Raw genomic sequence first — 16,586 nt, forward strand, 5'->3', positions numbered from 1 at the left:
CACTGCACTTATACAATAAATTCCAACTAAAAAATAAACATAAAAACCTGTAATTTAAATCGTTATATAGGTGAAAATAGAAAATCAGCAGGCCCTACTTAACTGATAAAAATGAATATTCAAAATTTTTTGAGCCGTATCTATAGAAATTTCAATGAACCTCTTTTGCTAGAATGCTTACCCAAAGTGAAGATAAAATGGTAAGTGTTTTGGTATTGCTTTAATTCCGGACCTGAAAAAATTAATAATAGCGCTCAATATTAATTGTATCAATCATATAACCGCCTAATTCTTTATAGCTTTTTAGAAAGGTATTAAAATAGGCTTTAACTTCAGGGCTGGCCTCTGGATGAATGTGATCAAGAATTAATTCTTTTGTTTTTCCATCCTTTTCAATATAGATATAATAATCTACATCGGCCCAGCTTTGGACTAGAAGCTCATCTGATGTATCTTGGTTTAATAAGGTCGATGGCACTCTTAATAGACTCTCCGTATTAGTAAATTGGTTTTGATCAAGTTCCTCTTCAAAAGAAGTATTGGACCAATTCCCATATTCATCAGACAAATTATCGGCATCCTTATATAATTTTTGGTCATCTATAAGGTACAAATCTCTACAGTCTCCCCCACACATTCCATAAACTCCACCAAATATTATTTTATCTGCTTGTAAAATTTCCGGTTCAATCGACTCATTATTTTTAGAACAGGAGGTAATTAATAATCCACATATCAAAATAAAAAGAAATCTTTTCATAATACTTGTTTTTAAATAGATGCAAATAATACAAAAAGGTTGCGTCTATTATAAAGAATAATTACGTAACTGCATATGATTTAATTATGAAAGAGTATTTAAATTTTTGTTTATATAGTTTGCCAGATCCTCTCTGACATTAGCTAATTCTGCATAATTTTTCCAAGATTTGATGACAGTATTAATTTCATCTATAATCTTTGCTCCCTTTTTTATATTATTTTCCGCAGCAATTTTGAGAAGATCTTGTCTATTAATTTCCAGTCTTTTTCCATTCACACTTAATGTCTGTTGACTAACCCAAAAATTATGTGGATCAAAAGAAAAGCATAGATCATATGCAGGTGCTAATCTCCATCGGTCATTTCTTTTCATTATAAATGAGAAATTTTTTGTGTGATCATCGTAGTTAGTTGCTAAAACATTAAACACCATTCTCCTAAACATTTGCTCAGCTTCGGGATACTGGAGACGCAATATTCTCATAGTTTGAAAAACTTGCTCATAGCTGTAACTATTCATATCATTAAAATCGTAATGTTGAATACCGCAGAGGGATTGAATATGATGCTTTATATTATTTTCTCTATCAAAACGTTTAGTCATAAAATGGGCTCTACCGTTTTCTTCTAATAACTGGCATTCTGATATTTCAATCATACAGTCTATTGCCATGAGATAATAAGCATACTCTACTCGCCCCCAGCCAGAGCTTTCCCCAAATTGTTCTCCACTAACTCCATCTAACTTGAGTAGCCAATGTTGAAAATTTTTATGAATATTTCCTTGGCCGGAAATCACCTCCTTTGTTTTAGGATTAAATCCAATAACAGCTTTAGGTCTGGCTCCTCCAGCAGAAGTTCCAATTTTTAAAATTTCCATCATTGCTTTTTCTTCGTCCTCATTTAAATTTGTTAGAAATTGCTTTCTTTCAGTGAGTATTTTTTTCGCTACTTCAACTAAACTATCAAGTTCCAGCGAGAAACTTTTATTTCCAGTTTTTACTTGTGTAGGATGAAATTCTAAGGCTCCCATTCCCCTTGTACCTATAAATCCCAGTTTCTCAACAGGATTCATATCATTTTCGGGTCTTCCTTGTTTCGCTAACCACGCATTAATTAATTTATTTCCATACTTATCAGGTAATACATCAGATAGCATTCCTGGCAGACCCTTAAAAGTATCTTCTGTTTCATTTCGACCTTTTCTGAGTTCTGGAAAGCTATAAATAGTTGTTCCGTCGCTGATTGGCATTTTGATAGGCGATAAATCCCATCCTTTATCAATGAATTTAGAATCATATTGAAAAAATCCTAATTTTTGTGATTGATCCCATCGAACTGCACCTGCCAGTTGCCCCCATATTTTTACTTCTACTACATCTACCATCCTAAGTCTTCATTATCATTGTTTTTTATCTTTTTTGGAGCGGCATGTTTCCTTTTATTTTTCTTAAGTTTTGCATATTCAATTGGGCTTATCTGGTCCTGAACTTTAAATACATCCATTATATATAATAAGTCAAGCGCTCTCAAAACCTGAATAAAACTGTCTATTCTGACTTTTTCACCTCTTTCCAACAAACTTAAAGTAGACCGGCTTATACCAGCTGCAGTTGCAATTTGGTCCTGTGACTTATTTTGATTTAACCGATTTGTTTGGATGAAATTCCCGATTATTTCTAATAAGGATTTATCAGACATTTCTCGCCATTTAATGTATGGATTATCATTCATATTAGATGTTATAATTATATTTCGAATGAGATAACATACAAATATAATAAAATTTTATAAGTTAAAGGATATAGAAACTAGATTCCTAAAGAAGGTGGAGATTAACCAAAATTTTTGCTTAAACACAACAATTGGGCTTGATCCAATTTAAATAAATGCTATATCATTCAAAAAACAATAAATAGAGTTATAATGTATGATTTATCATTCAATATTAATAAAAATGAAGTTTAAGTTAAATAAAATCTTTTAAAATGAATAAAATTAATTTTGGTGCATTCAATATAAGATCTGTATTTGCTAACCCTTTTTAGTTCGTTGCTATATTGGAAATAACTGGAACCTTAATTACAAGTATATAGTTGCGATCAATATGTGCAGAAATATGTTATAAAGTGAGTCTAAATAAATAAAAACACTTAAGTTATTTATTTTAAATGATATATAGCGATTCATCTGAGTCTTGTTGTCCAGATTAACTACAATTCATCCCACCTTGCACCTACTTCTAAACAAGGTGATATTAAAAAATAAAACCCTCGATTTGCGAGGGTTTTATGCAGGAATTAAATCTTAAAGTGGGCGCGAAGGGATTCGAACCCCTGACCCCTTGGGTGTAAACCAAGTGCTCTGAACCAACTGAGCTACGCGCCCTAATTTTCAATAAATACAACTTTTTATTTAAGAGAGCAGCTGAACTCTCTAAGCTAAAAAAAGGCTTCCTTTTATAGAAGCCTTTTGAAATTCTGTGGGCGCGAAGGGATTCGAACCCCTGACCCCTTGGGTGTAAACCAAGTGCTCTGAACCAACTGAGCTACGCGCCCTATTGCTGAATGCGGATGCAAATATAGATTAGATTTTAATCTACACCAAGAAAAATTTCAAAAAAATTAAATTATTTCAGCTACCGTGAAAGTACTTCCTCCCACAAAGACAAGGTCTTCATCTAAGGCCGCGTCTTTAGCAGCATCGTAGGCTTCTGAAACAGAATTAAATACCCTTCCTTCCAACTTAAATTCAGATGCTTTTTTTTGTAAAATTTCAGAATCTAGCCCACGCGGAACCCCAGGTTTTGAAAAATAATAGATCGCTGATGTTGGAAATAATGGCAGTATCTTATCCAAATCCTTATCGTTTACCACGCCTAAAACAATATGCAATTGTTGAAATTTCTCTTTTTTAAGTTGTTTGAAGACCAGACTTAGCCCTTCTGTGTTATGCGCAGTATCACAAATCACTTTAGGTTTTTTTTGTAAAATATCCCATCGTCCCTGTAGGGAGGTATTCAATTTCACGCTATTGAGCCCGTTTTTTAGGCATTCCTCCGGAATTTTCCAGCCTTTTTCTCTTAAAACCTGTACTGTAACTATAACGCTCTTTATATTCTTATTCTGGTAATCTCCTTTAAGGTCGGTATGGTATTTCGGAATGTTTAAATCCTGGGCAAAGTATATTTGAGCATTATGTTTCTTAGCTTCCTCTGTAAAAACACCGGTGGTTTCTTTTTGTTTTTCACTGATAATCACAGGTACGGAATCCTTAATGATCCCGGCTTTTTCTCTTGCAATTTCCGGCAGGGTCGTTCCTAAAAATGCGGTGTGATCCAATCCTATATTGGTGATTACAGAAACTTCAGGAGTAATGATATTTGTAGAATCCAGGCGACCGCCCAAACCTACCTCTATAATAGCGATATCTACTTTAACTTTTGCGAAATGATCGAAAGCCATACCGACAGTCATTTCGAAAAAAGAGAGTTCATTTTCTATCAGGAATTCCTTGTGCTCTTTGATAAATCCAACTACCGATTTTTTCGGAATAATTTTACCACTGACCTTAATTCGTTCCCGAAAATCTTTTAAATGCGGAGAAGTATACAATCCCACCTTATAACCGGCCTGCTGCAATACCGAAGCCAGCATATGGCTGGTTGAGCCCTTTCCATTGGTACCGGCAATATGGACCGACCTAAAGTTCTTATGAGGATTTCCTAAATGATCGGCAAGCTTAATAGTGCGGGTAAGATCTTTTTTGAATGCCTGCGCCCCTACTCTTTGGAACATGGGCAACTGTTGGAACATCCATTCCACAGTTTTGGTATATGCCTCCACTTATTCAGATAGTTTAAAGTTATAAATTATAGTTCCTACCTGGCGGGAAGGTGCGTTGCTATCGCTATTGAAGCGTGTTGCCATCGCTGCTCTTTTAGCGGGATCTGTTAGGCAGGTGGCACTGTTTGTAGTTCCTTTTACCCCCGGGGTGGCGCTAATGACCTGCCCACTTTGGTTGACTTCTATGCGAACCACTACAATCCCGGATTCATTACAGTCCTGAATGAATTTTTCTTTATTTAAAGCACGTCTTCCCCCCAAACGATAATTACCATCACCATCTAATCCTGAGCCACTCCCATAGTAGGAACTGGCATTTGGATCTCCGTCAGGGTTTCCCTTATCGCCAGCCTGGCTGTCGTTTCCTTCCCCTCCATTATCGGAACCGGAACGCTCCGGGCCGTTTAAGATACTACTCATAGCGTCAGTAGTAGACTGGTCTGGTTTAGGCTCCGGTTTCTTAACCGGTGGTTTTTCTACAGGTTTTTCGGGCTTCTTTTCTACTACCGGCTTTGGTTTTTGCTTTTCCTGAATAACCGGTGCTTCTTCTATCTGCTGGGTGACTACCTCTTCCTCCACTACTGGTTCTGGCTGGGTTTGGGTCTCTGGAACAGTAGTCTTCTGGGGAGCAGATTTCACTGGCTCTTTAGGTTGCTCCTGCCCGGAACCAACTTCAGAAGTACCAAAATTAATAGCTATACCATTCTCGGGTGGTGGATCTAAATATTTAAAGCCTAACAGAAATAGTAATGCAATTAACACCACGTGCAAGATTAGCGTGATGGTAAAGGATTTCTTTTCGTGTTTGGTTTCTAACATAATCAGGTTATTCGGGTTTAACCGCCAGGACGATTTTATAACTATTTCGGTTGGCGATATCCATCACATTTACAGCCTTCTCAATTGGCACCCCTTCCTCTGCCCTTAGAATTATGGTAGGTGTCTCCACCCCTATTAGTTCAGTTCTTAAGGTGCTTTCCAATGCCGACTGTGTGATGCGCTGGTCGTTTACATAAAATTGTAAATCTTTAGTAATACTCACCGATACATTTTGCACACTGGTGGTTTTTCCTTTGGCCTTAGGAAGTATAAGATCTAAAGCCTCTGGAGTAATCACCGGCGAAGTAAGCATAAAGAATATCAACAACAGAAAAACGATATCTGTCATCGAACTCATACTGAAATCGGCGCTAACTTTATTTCTGCTTCTTAAATTCATATTAAGCGGGCTCGTTTAACAAGTCAAGGAAATCTACTGCGGTAGCCTCCATCTGGTGTACTACTTTATCGGTTTTCACCACCAGGTGGTTATAACCAATATATGCGATAATACCAACAATAAGTCCGGCAACGGTTGTGGTCATCGCTGTATAAATACCTTCAGCCAGGGCACCCATTTGGGCCTGGCCACTACTGGTTGCCAGTTCATGAAAGGCAATTACCATACCTATTACAGTTCCAAGGAAACCGATCATGGGTGCGGCACCAGCAATAGTTGCCAATATACTTACATTTTTTTCCAATTTATAAACCTCTAAACGACCTGCATTTTCAATGGCCGTGTTGATATCTTCAAGGGGACTACCTATTCGGGAAATTCCTTTTTCAGTTAATCTGGCTACCGGAGAATCACTTTGTGCACATCGCATTTTAGCCGATTCAATATTTCCATTGAGCACATTATCCTTGATTTGAAGCATAAAATTCTTATCTATCTGGCTCGCTGATTTTATGGCGAACAATCTTTCAAAATAAATATAGACTGCCGCAAACAACAGGATAAAGAGAATAATGATGATGATTTGGCCTCCAAGGCCACCACTAAGCATTAAATCGAATAAGGACAGGGTTTTTTCTTCTACTATTGGCTCTGCCTCCTGGGCGGCCTCGGCAACGCCGTCCTGCTGAAAAAAGTATAGCATAGGTTTTAATTAGGGTTTTTAATGTAACGTGATAAACCGGATTTAATTGTAAACCAAATTTAGTAAAATAATCAGCAGTGCAAACTGCTTTCTTCCAATTGGGAACTTTTTATTTCTCTTTAGCTTAGTTTCTTTAAGTTCTATCTAAAAAAATCCCGCTCGAGAGCGGGATCTTCAGGAATAATCTCAATCAACTAAAATTAAAAGATTAATCAAAAACTTATACCAACTGCTTCAAGGCAACCTCGAAAGCAGTTTTACTGATATTGGTGCGACTACTGTTATGATCGTAAGTATTTTGAATCGCATTCTTTATGGTCATCGATGTATCATTAAAGATCGACTCATCGGTCATCTGAACCCTTCTTTCCATAAAATAGGCAAAAACTCTCGCCATTCCACAGTTTGCAATGAAATCCGGGATAAGGCTTACTTTTTCATCGGTAGATTCCATAATGGATCCAAAGAATATTTCCTTGTCGGCAAATGGAACATTTGCTCCACTGGAAATCACTTCTAATTTTCTTTCGATCAAACTGTTAATCTGATCCTGGGTAATCAACCGGGAAGCGGCGCAAGGCGCAAAAATTTCCGCATCAATTTCCCAGATGCTTTTATTGATTTCTTCAAAAGGAATCAGGTTATCGTTTTTAATCGTATTTCCTTCCTTATTAAGGAAAAGCTCCTTGATCTCTTCAAAAGTAAAGCCCTCTTCATTTATTAGCCCCCCGACACGGTCTATGATTCCTACTATCTTTACCCCCATTTGCGAAAGGTAATAAGCTGCGGCGGACCCCACGTTTCCAAATCCCTGGATAATCGCTTTTTTCTGGGTTACATCACCCCCATAAATATGATAGTAATGTTTAACAGATTCGGCGACACCGTAACCGGTGATCATATCGGCAACAGTATATTTGCGGGTTACATCGGGAGAAAAACGGGTGTTTTCCAATACTTTAATTACACCCTGGCGCAACTGCCCGATCCGGTTAATTTTATCAGCTTCACTAGGTCGAAAGTGCCCGTTAAAAACACCCTCCTGAGGGTGCCATACTCCGCAATCCTCGGTAATCGGGATGACTTCATTTATCTCGTCCACATTCAGGTCGCCCCCGGTGCCATAATAACTTTTTAATAATGGAGAAACCGCTTTGTACCAACGTTCTAAAACTCCTTTTTTTCTTGGGTCTTTAGGATCGAAATTTATTCCTGATTTCGCTCCTCCAATCGGAGGCCCTGAAACCGTAAATTTAACTTCCATGGTTTTTGCCAGGGAAAGTACTTCGTTTTGATCCAGGCCTACACGCATTCTGGTACCCCCACCTGCAGCTCCTCCACGTAAGGAATTTATTACCGTCCAACCTTCAGCTTCCGTTTCAGCATCTTTCCAGGTAAAAACGATTTCAGGTTCTTTATTTTCGTATAATTTTAATAAATCCTTCATTTCTACTCTAATTTTTCACAAATATATAAACTAAGGGGTATACTTTTAATTTTTCAGCAAAAAGTTTAGATCTCATATACCACTCCGGAAGAATGGTCATTTTTTGCACCGGTTACTGACTTTAAAACATTTACCTCTTCCCGAAGCTTTAAAACCCCCAACAGACCAAAGATTAAAGCTTCTTTGTAATTGATGATCTCCTGGGAAGGGATGGTAAAATGACATTTAGAGCTTTCCCTTAAATGTTTAATAAGGAAGCTATTAAAAGTGCCGCCCCCGGTCAATAATACTTTTGAATCTGGTTGATTGTCAAGTGTTTTTGATATTTGTTCGGCAACATGCAGGCCGTAGGTGTGAAGCACATCCGGGAGGTTTCCTTTGTACTGTTCCAGGATCGGGAAAACTGCAGATTTCACCCATTCAATTCCTAAAGATTTAGGCGGTTTTTGATCATAAAAGGAGAGGTTATTCAGCTTTTTGAGCAGGTCTTTGTTCAGCTTACCTGCCCCTGCCAGCTTACCTCCTTCATCAAATTCTTTTCCTAATTGCTGTGCATAATAATTGATCACCGTATTTACCGCGCAAATATCATAAGCCAGGCGCTGGCCATTTTTTTCTGTGGAAATATTTGCGAATCCGCCCAAGTTCAAACAATACCGATACTCTGGGAAGAGCAATTGATCGCCCACGGGTACCAGCGGCGCACCCTGCCCGCCAAGGGCTACATCCTGCACCCTGAAATCGCAAATTACGGTCTGACCTGTGAGGTAAGCCAGCTCCGGTAAATTTCCGATCTGTAAGGTATACTTATTTTCCGGCTCGTGCTTTATGGTATGACCATGGCTGCTTACCGCATCTATATTCTTTATTTGGTGGGTCTCAATAAAACGAGAGATGATCCCCGCCAAAAAATTTGTATACTTCTTATTGAGCTCTTCTAAACCTTCTTCCGAATAATTGATGGCTGCGGCTAAAGTTTCCTGCCAATTTAAAGGATAAGGAACGGTTTCAGACCTTGTAATCTTATAACTCCAGGAGTCTTTAAAATCGAAATTAACATAGACCAGATCGATACCATCCAGGGAAGTCCCCGACATTACACCAATAATTTTGTAGTTAGCTTTTTTCATATTCGTAAAATTAATGAAACTAAATTGAAAATTACACACCAAAACTTTACCTTTGATGATCAAAATTAGATTTTCCTAAATTAAAATAATAATATGGATTTCAAACTTACAGAAGAACATATAATGATTCGCGATGCCGCGCGTGATTTTGCCAGAAACGAATTGTTGCCCGGTGTCATTGAAAGAGATGAGAAACAGGAATTTCCCGCAGCACAGGTTAAGAAGATGGGAGAGCTTGGTTTTCTTGGGATGATGGCCTCTCCAGAATATGGCGGTGGCGGAATGGATACCATTTCTTATATTCTGGCGATGGAGGAAATTTCAAAAATTGATGCTTCTGCTTCAGTTGTTATGTCGGTAAATAACTCATTGGTTTGCTGGGGGCTTGATACCTATGCTAATGAGGAGCAAAAAGAAAAATATCTTTCTAAACTTACTACCGGTGAAAAATTGGGGGCCTTTTGCCTCTCAGAACCCGAAGCCGGCAGTGACGCGACTTCACAACGAACCACCGCTATAGATAAAGGTGACCATTATTTATTAAACGGAACAAAGAACTGGATTACCAACGGAAGTTCAGCCGATTATTATATTGTTATTGCACAAACCGACAGGGAGAAAAAACATAAAGGGATCAATGCCTTTATCGTAGAAAAGAACGAGGAAGGATTTGAAATCGGGCCGAAAGAACAAAAAATGGGAATTCGCGGAAGCGATACTCATTCCTTAAATTTCAATGATGTGAAGGTTCCCAAAGAAAACAGAATTGGTGAGGATGGTTTCGGTTTTAAATTCGCGATGAAAACACTTTCTGGTGGCAGAATTGGTATTGCAGCCCAGGCGCTGGGAATTGCTTCAGGCGCTTACGAACTGGCTTTGGACTATTCAAAACAACGCAAGGCCTTTGGTACCGAGATTTGCAACCACCAGGCGATTGCTTTTAAACTGGCCGATATGTATACCTCCATTGAGGCTTCAAGACATTTGGTAATGAAGGCAGCCTGGGATAAAGACCAGGGCGGAAACTATGACCTTACCGGGGCCATGGCCAAAGTTTATGCCTCTAAAACCGCCATGGATGTTACCACGGAAGCGGTACAGGTGCACGGTGGTAACGGTTATGTAAAAGAATACCACGTAGAACGCCTGATGCGGGACGCTAAAATCACCCAGATCTACGAAGGCACTTCGGAAATTCAAAAAATTGTAATTTCCAGGGCAATTTTAAAGGATTAATTTTCCAATAGTTAAGCATATAAAAGTCCGATTTTTATAAAGTCGGGCTTTTTTTATGCCTAATACTCGGTTTATAAATTAAAGAATCAATAATAGATACGGGGTCAAATTATATAATTATCATTTATACCAATTTTAATTAATTTTAACGAATTTCTTCTTACTTTAAGTGATTAAGACTTCATAATATTTATCTAAATAGGTAATTTTGAAACAATAACTTAAGGACGAAAAGGACATGAAATTAAAAAAACAGGGGCTCTATTCACCCGAATTTGAGCATGATAATTGTGGGGCAGGTTTTATATGTAATCTCAAAGGCAAAAGAACGAATGATATAATTCATAAAGCCTTAGACATCCTCATTCGCCTGGAACACAGAGGTGCGGTAAGTGCAGATGGTAAAACAGGTGATGGTGCCGGTATTTTAATAGAAATTCCTCATGATTTCTTTAAAAAAACCTGTGAGTTTAAACTCCCAGATTTTAAGCAATATGCAGTTGGAATGGTCTTTCTTCCCCAATCTGAAAATCAGCGCAGAATTTGTCGCGAGATTTTTGAAGAAGAAATCATCGGCCAGGGCCTGAATCTCATTGGCTGGCGTGAAGTGCCGGTGAACAGATCCTGCCTGGGAAGCATCGCTTCACTTACTGAGCCGAATGTACAACAGGTTTTCATTGGAAAAGGAGATGATGTATCGGATGAAAGTTTTAACGCAAAGCTTTTTGCTGCCCGGAAAATCGCAGAACACAGAATTGAAAAATCAGAACTTTCTGAAGCTGAATATTTTTACCTGCCAAGTTTATCAACCAATACCATTATTTACAAAGGTTTATTGATGCCCCAGGATATCAATACCTATTATCGTGATCTTAACGAGCCCGATGTGGTAACCAAACTCGCTCTGGTACACCAGCGGTTCTCTACCAACACCTTTCCAACCTGGGATTTGGCACAACCCTTCCGATATATGTGTCATAACGGGGAGATCAACACCTTACGTGGAAATTTAAGCCGAATGAAAGCCAGGGAAGAGCTTTTTGAAAGCGAAAAATTCGGGGAAGATTTAAAAGAAGTTATTCCAATTGTCCCTGAAGGAAAATCAGATTCCGCCTCCATGGATATGGTACTGGAATTACTGCTTCAAACCGGAAGATCATTACCGGAAGCCATTATGATGATGGTTCCTGAAGCCTGGGAGAAAAACCCTACGATGGCTGACGATAAGAAAGCATTTTACGAATACAATGCCTGTATTATGGAACCCTGGGATGGACCGGCTTCTATTCCCTTTACAGATGGAAAATACATCGGTGCCTTACTGGACAGAAATGGTTTGCGCCCCTCCAGGTATACCCTGACCAAAGATGGTTATGTTATTATGTCTTCTGAAACCGGGGTGCTCGAGGTAAAACCAGAGAATGTCGAGCTACATGGCCGACTGGAACCCGGAAGAATGTTCCTTGTGGATATGCAGGAAGGCCGAATCATTGGTGATGAAGAGGTGAAACAAAAAATAATTTCCGAAAGACCCTACAGGAAATGGTTGGATGAAAACTTACTGAACCTTTCCCAGGTAGCTTATACCGGCAACAAAACCCCGGTTGAGAAAATTGACATCAATACCCGTCAAAAACTCTTCGGCTATACCCAGGAAGACATAAAAACCATTATTATGCCCATGGCCCTGCAGGGAAAAGAAGCCATTGGTTCGATGGGAGCGGATATTCCCTTAGCGGTTCTTTCAGATAAATCACAGCTCTTATTCAATTATTTCAAACAACTCTTTGCCCAGGTAACCAACCCGCCCCTGGACGGAATCAGGGAAGAAATTGTTACCGATATCAGCCTGGCTATCGGGGAGGACCGGAATTTATTTGATATCATACCAGAGCAGTCCAAAAAACTCAGGATTCAAAATCCAGTGATTTCCAACGAGGATTTGGATAAAATAAAATATATAGAACACCCAGACTTTAAAACCGCCTCTATCTCAATTTTATATGAGGCCAACAAAGGTCTTAACGGACTTGAAACAAGGCTGGATGAAATTATTTATGAAATTAATGACGCGGTAGATAAAGGTTGTAACGTAATTATTCTTACCGATCGAAATGCCGACCCCAGCCTGGCGCCTATTCCTTCCCTGCTTGCCTGTTCTTTTGTACACCACGGTGTGAAAAAACACAACAGACGATCTTCTTTCGGGATCGTGATAGAATCGGCAGAACCAAGGGAGCCTCATCATTTTGCACTCTTATTCGGATATGGTGCAAGCGCTATCAACCCTTATATGGTGAACGAAATTATTTACAGCCTGGTTGAGGAAAAAGAGATTGAAGTAGATGATCCCGAAGTTGCTGTGGAGAATTTTAACGTAGCTATTGGAAAAGGGATCGTGAAGATTATGAACAAAATCGGTATCTCTACCCTTCACTCCTATCGCGGCGCACAAATTTTTGAGATCCTTGGATTAAATCAGAAGTTTGTCGATAAATATTTCACCAATACCCCAACCCGAATCGAGGGAATTGGCTTGTATGAGGTGGAAAAAGAAATTCAAAAGCGTTTTGAAAATGCCTTTGCTCCCAAGAAAACAGATACCGACCTGGACCTGGAAATTGGAGGTGATTATCGTTGGAGAAGAACCGGGGAAAGACATATGTTCAACCCGGCCACCGTCGCAAAGCTTCAGCAGGCAGTAAAACAAAACAGCACAAAAGCATACCAGGAATATTCCAGTTTAATAAACGAACAAAGCGAGCGTTTAATGACGCTTCGTGGAATGTTTAAATTCCGGGATTTAAATCCCGTTCCCATTGAGGAAGTAGAGCCCTGGACAGAAATCGTAAAACGATTTAAAACCGGTGCCATGTCTTTTGGCTCGATAAGTAAAGAAGCCCACGAGAATCTTGCAGTGGCGATGAACCGTATGCAGGGAAAAAGCAACTCTGGCGAAGGGGGTGAAGATCCTCAACGATTTCACAAAGATCTTGATGGAAACTGGAGAAACTCTGCCATTAAGCAGGTCGCATCAGGAAGATTCGGGGTTTCGATAAACTACCTGAGTAATGCCAAAGAAATTCAGATTAAAATGGCCCAGGGTGCAAAACCTGGAGAAGGAGGGCAATTGCCGGGACCCAAAGTAAATCCCGATATTGCAAAAACCCGAAATTCCACGCCATATGTAGGATTAATTTCCCCTCCACCCCACCATGATATTTATTCCATTGAGGATCTGGCACAATTGATCTTTGACCTTAAAAACGCCAATCGCGAAGCGAGGATCAATGTGAAACTCGTCTCTAAGGTGGGCGTGGGAACCATTGCTGCTGGTGTGGCAAAAGCCAAAGCCGACGTAGTACTTATTTCCGGCTTTGATGGTGGTACGGGGGCATCCCCGCTTACTTCCTTGCGTCACGCAGGTTTGCCATGGGAACTTGGAATTGCCGAAGCCCAACAGACCCTACTGCTCAACAACCTAAGAAACAGGATCGTGGTAGAGTGTGATGGCCAGTTAAAAACCGGTCGTGATGTGGCCGTTGCTGCTTTGCTTGGTGCAGAAGAATTTGGTTTTTCAACAGCACCGCTGGTGGCTTCAGGTTGTATTATGATGCGGGCATGCCATTTAAACACCTGCCCTGTGGGTATCGCTACACAAAACCCGGAACTTCGTAAGAAGTTTAAGGGTACCCCGGAAGATGTGATCAATTTTATGTATTTCATTGCACAGGAACTACGCCAGATTATGGCCGATCTTGGGTTTAGAACAATCAACGAAATGGTTGGGCAAAGCCAGAAACTGGACATGAACCGGGCGATATCGCATTATAAAGCACAGGGATTAGACCTTTCCAATATCTTGTATAAGCCGAAAATCGACGAAGATATGCCGCTATACAATACGCAAACCCAGGACCACAATCTGGAAAACGTGCTGGATTTTGAAATATTAAAACAGGCCCATCCGGCCATTTACCGTAAGGAAAAAATGAGCTTGGATTTTCCAATAAGTAACATTAACCGAACAACGGGAGCCATTTTGAGTAATGAAATCTCAAAGATTCACGGTGCAAAAGGATTACCTGAAGGCACACTGACCTTAAATTTCACCGGTTCCGGAGGGCAAAGCTTTGGTGCTTTTTCTACCAAAGGATTAACGATGAATATCACCGGAAATTCTAATGATTACTTAGGAAAAGGGCTCTCTGGAGCAACGCTAAGTGTTAGAAAACCTAAAGAAGCAACTTTCAAATCCAATGAAAACGTCATCATCGGCAATGTGGCCCTGTATGGTGCCACAGACGGCGAGGCATATATCAATGGAATTGGCGGGGAGCGGTTCTGTGTAAGGAACTCAGGTGCAAAAGCGGTTATTGAAGGCATTGGCGACCACGGCTGTGAATACATGACCGGAGGAATTGCGGTTATTCTAGGAAAGATAGGAAGGAATTTCGCTGCCGGAATGAGCGGGGGAATCGCTTATATCTATAATGCCGATAATAACCTGGACAAACATAATTTTAATATGGAGATGATCGGTTTAGAGGATCCTTCCCCGGAAAACAAGTCAGAATTAAAAGAACTTATCGAAAACCACTATCGATATACCGAAAGCGATCTGGCCAGGGAAATTCTTGAAAACTGGAATGAAAATGCAGGTAAATTCATAAAAGTAATGCCTATAGAATTTAAAAAAGCATTACAGAGAATGGAAGAAGAAAAAATGAAAAAAGAACAAGTAGAACTCAAAACAGCATAATTATGGGTAAGATAGGAGGTTTTTTGGAATATGACCGTAAGGTGGAAGCGACAGAAGCTGTTGAGAAGCGAGTTAAAGATTATAAAGAATTCACCAAGGAAATGTCTCCCGAGGAACTCGGGGTACAGGGAGCCAGGTGTATGGATTGTGGAATTCCCTTTTGTCACAGTGGCTGCCCGGTTGGAAACTTGATCCCGGATTTCAATCACGCGGTTTACAAAAACGATTGGAAAAAGGCACTTAATATTTTACACGGCACAAATAATTTTCCTGAATTTACTGGAAGATTATGCCCCGCTCCTTGCGAATCTGCCTGTGTACTTGGAATTACAGATCCACCGGTGGCCATTGAGCTAATTGAGAAATATATAGTAGAACGCGGGTTTAAAGAAGGCTGGATCACCCCACAACCCCCGAGGGTCAGAACCGGCAAAACAGTAGCTGTTGTAGGATCTGGTCCTGCCGGACTTGCAGCTGCGCAACAACTTAATCGTGCCGGGCATCAGGTTACTGTCTTTGAGCGTGATAAAAAAATTGGTGGCCTACTGCGATACGGAATTCCAGATTTTAAAATGGAAAAACATGTCATAGATCGTCGGGTTAATGTTATGAAAGAAGAAGGAATAAAGTTTGAAACCGGGGTTCACGTAGGAGAAAACTATGAAGTCGAAAAACTTAAAGCCTTCGATTCTGTGGTACTTTGTGGGGGAGCGACCAAACGCAGGCACCTTCCTATTGAAGGCGCCGAAGGCGACGGGGTCATGCAGGCAATGGATTTTTTAAAGACCAACAACGAAGTGGTAGACGGATTGAAAGAACAAACCGAAAAATACTCGGCTGCAGGTAAAAATGTAATTGTTATTGGTGGTGGTGACACAGGTTCTGACTGTGTGGGAACTTCCAATCGCCACGGTGCAAAATCGGTTACGAATTTTGAGATCATGCCCATGCCGACAGCGCAAAGGGATAATGAAAACCCCTGGCCTTACTGGCCTTTTACCCTGAAAACCACTTCCTCCCATGAGGAAGGCGTTGAGCGTAACTGGAGCATAAATACCAAAGAATTTATTCGAGATAAAGAAGGAAATTTAAAGGCCTTAAAAACTATAAATATCGAATGGGTTAAAGGTAAAAACGGAAGACCGCAGTTACAAGAAGTGGAAGGTTCGGAGAAAGAATGGCCCTGTGAACTGGTACTTCTGGCCTTAGGTTTTACCGGACCGGAAACAAGCTTAAGTGAACAATTAGGCCTGGAACTGGATAGCCGAACCAATATCAAAGGAAATGAAGCTTACCAGACTAATGTCCCGCATATATTTACTGCCGGTGATATGCGCCGAGGACAATCCTTGATTGTCTGGGCGATTTCTGAAGGCCGTGAAGCGGCTTATCACGTGGATAAATACCTTATGGGAAAATCTATGCTGCCAAGAAAAGGGGAAGGCGATCTTCCTGCTGCTTAATTTTAGAATTTAAATAAAT

General features: G+C 40.0%; 12 protein-coding genes and 2 tRNA genes. 3 read left to right on the forward strand and 11 right to left on the reverse strand.

Annotated elements, in window-relative coordinates; all coding sequences use genetic code 11:
- Positions 1 to 241 precede the first annotated feature (241 nt).
- The 11 genes from DET49_RS13390 to DET49_RS13440 all read right to left on the reverse strand — a co-directional run bounded on the left by DET49_RS13390 (position 242) and on the right by DET49_RS13440 (position 9,106).
- On the reverse strand, positions 242 to 760 hold the full coding sequence (locus tag DET49_RS13390) for a hypothetical protein (RefSeq protein WP_133548582.1): 519 nt from the start codon (positions 758 to 760) through the stop codon (positions 242 to 244).
- An 84-nt stretch (positions 761 to 844) separates the two neighbouring features.
- Positions 845 to 2,149 carry a type II toxin-antitoxin system HipA family toxin gene (locus DET49_RS13395; RefSeq protein WP_133548583.1) on the reverse strand — a complete coding sequence of 435 codons (1,305 nt, stop codon included), beginning with the start codon at positions 2,147 to 2,149 and terminating at the stop codon, positions 845 to 847.
- Positions 2,143 to 2,463, reverse strand: a complete 321-nt coding sequence (locus tag DET49_RS13400) for a helix-turn-helix domain-containing protein (RefSeq protein ID WP_243729671.1) — start codon at positions 2,461 to 2,463, stop codon at positions 2,143 to 2,145. The genes DET49_RS13395 and DET49_RS13400 overlap by 7 nt, the downstream gene beginning before the upstream one ends.
- Positions 2,464 to 3,075: 612 nt before the next feature.
- Positions 3,076 to 3,150: transfer RNA gene (locus tag DET49_RS13405), tRNA-Val, on the reverse strand.
- Positions 3,151 to 3,245: 95 nt separating this feature from the next.
- A tRNA-Val gene (locus DET49_RS13410) sits at positions 3,246 to 3,320 on the reverse strand.
- Between the two features lie 66 nt (positions 3,321 to 3,386).
- Positions 3,387 to 4,577 (reverse strand): bifunctional folylpolyglutamate synthase/dihydrofolate synthase, encoded by a 1,191-nt coding sequence (locus tag DET49_RS13415; RefSeq protein WP_133548650.1) that lies wholly within the window; start codon positions 4,575 to 4,577, stop codon positions 3,387 to 3,389.
- 30 nt (positions 4,578 to 4,607) lie between these two features.
- Positions 4,608 to 5,432, reverse strand: coding sequence for an energy transducer TonB (locus DET49_RS13420; RefSeq protein WP_133548585.1), 825 nt, complete (start codon positions 5,430 to 5,432; stop codon positions 4,608 to 4,610).
- Position 5,433: 1 nt separating this feature from the next.
- Entirely contained in the window at positions 5,434 to 5,826 is a 393-nt protein-coding gene (locus DET49_RS13425; protein WP_133548586.1) for an ExbD/TolR family protein, read from the reverse strand.
- 1 nt (position 5,827) lies between these two features.
- Entirely contained in the window at positions 5,828 to 6,529 is a 702-nt protein-coding gene (locus DET49_RS13430; RefSeq protein ID WP_133548587.1) for a MotA/TolQ/ExbB proton channel family protein, read from the reverse strand.
- A 220-nt stretch (positions 6,530 to 6,749) separates the two neighbouring features.
- On the reverse strand, positions 6,750 to 7,976 hold the full coding sequence (locus DET49_RS13435) for a Glu/Leu/Phe/Val dehydrogenase dimerization domain-containing protein (RefSeq protein ID WP_133548588.1): 1,227 nt from the start codon (positions 7,974 to 7,976) through the stop codon (positions 6,750 to 6,752).
- Between the two features lie 65 nt (positions 7,977 to 8,041).
- The gene (locus DET49_RS13440) at positions 8,042 to 9,106 is read right to left on the reverse strand and encodes an anhydro-N-acetylmuramic acid kinase (RefSeq protein WP_133548589.1); all 1,065 of its coding nucleotides are present in this window, start codon (positions 9,104 to 9,106) and stop codon (positions 8,042 to 8,044) included.
- A 93-nt stretch (positions 9,107 to 9,199) separates the two neighbouring features.
- Between DET49_RS13440 and DET49_RS13445 the strand changes: the two genes are divergently transcribed.
- The 3 genes from DET49_RS13445 (at position 9,200) to DET49_RS13455 (ending at position 16,567) form a co-directional block, all read left to right on the forward strand.
- A complete protein-coding gene (locus DET49_RS13445) occupies positions 9,200 to 10,342 on the forward strand; it encodes an acyl-CoA dehydrogenase (RefSeq protein ID WP_133548590.1) in 1,143 nt (380 codons plus the stop codon).
- Between the two features lie 238 nt (positions 10,343 to 10,580).
- Positions 10,581 to 15,104 (forward strand): glutamate synthase large subunit, encoded by a 4,524-nt coding sequence (gene gltB / locus DET49_RS13450; RefSeq protein ID WP_133548591.1) that lies wholly within the window; start codon positions 10,581 to 10,583, stop codon positions 15,102 to 15,104.
- Between the two features lie 2 nt (positions 15,105 to 15,106).
- The gene (locus tag DET49_RS13455; protein WP_133548592.1) at positions 15,107 to 16,567 is read left to right on the forward strand and encodes a glutamate synthase subunit beta; all 1,461 of its coding nucleotides are present in this window, start codon (positions 15,107 to 15,109) and stop codon (positions 16,565 to 16,567) included.
- Positions 16,568 to 16,586 lie beyond the last annotated feature (19 nt).

The organism is Salegentibacter sp. 24, assembly GCF_004362395.1.
In the GTDB taxonomy this organism is placed as follows: Bacteria; Bacteroidota; Bacteroidia; order Flavobacteriales; family Flavobacteriaceae; genus Salegentibacter.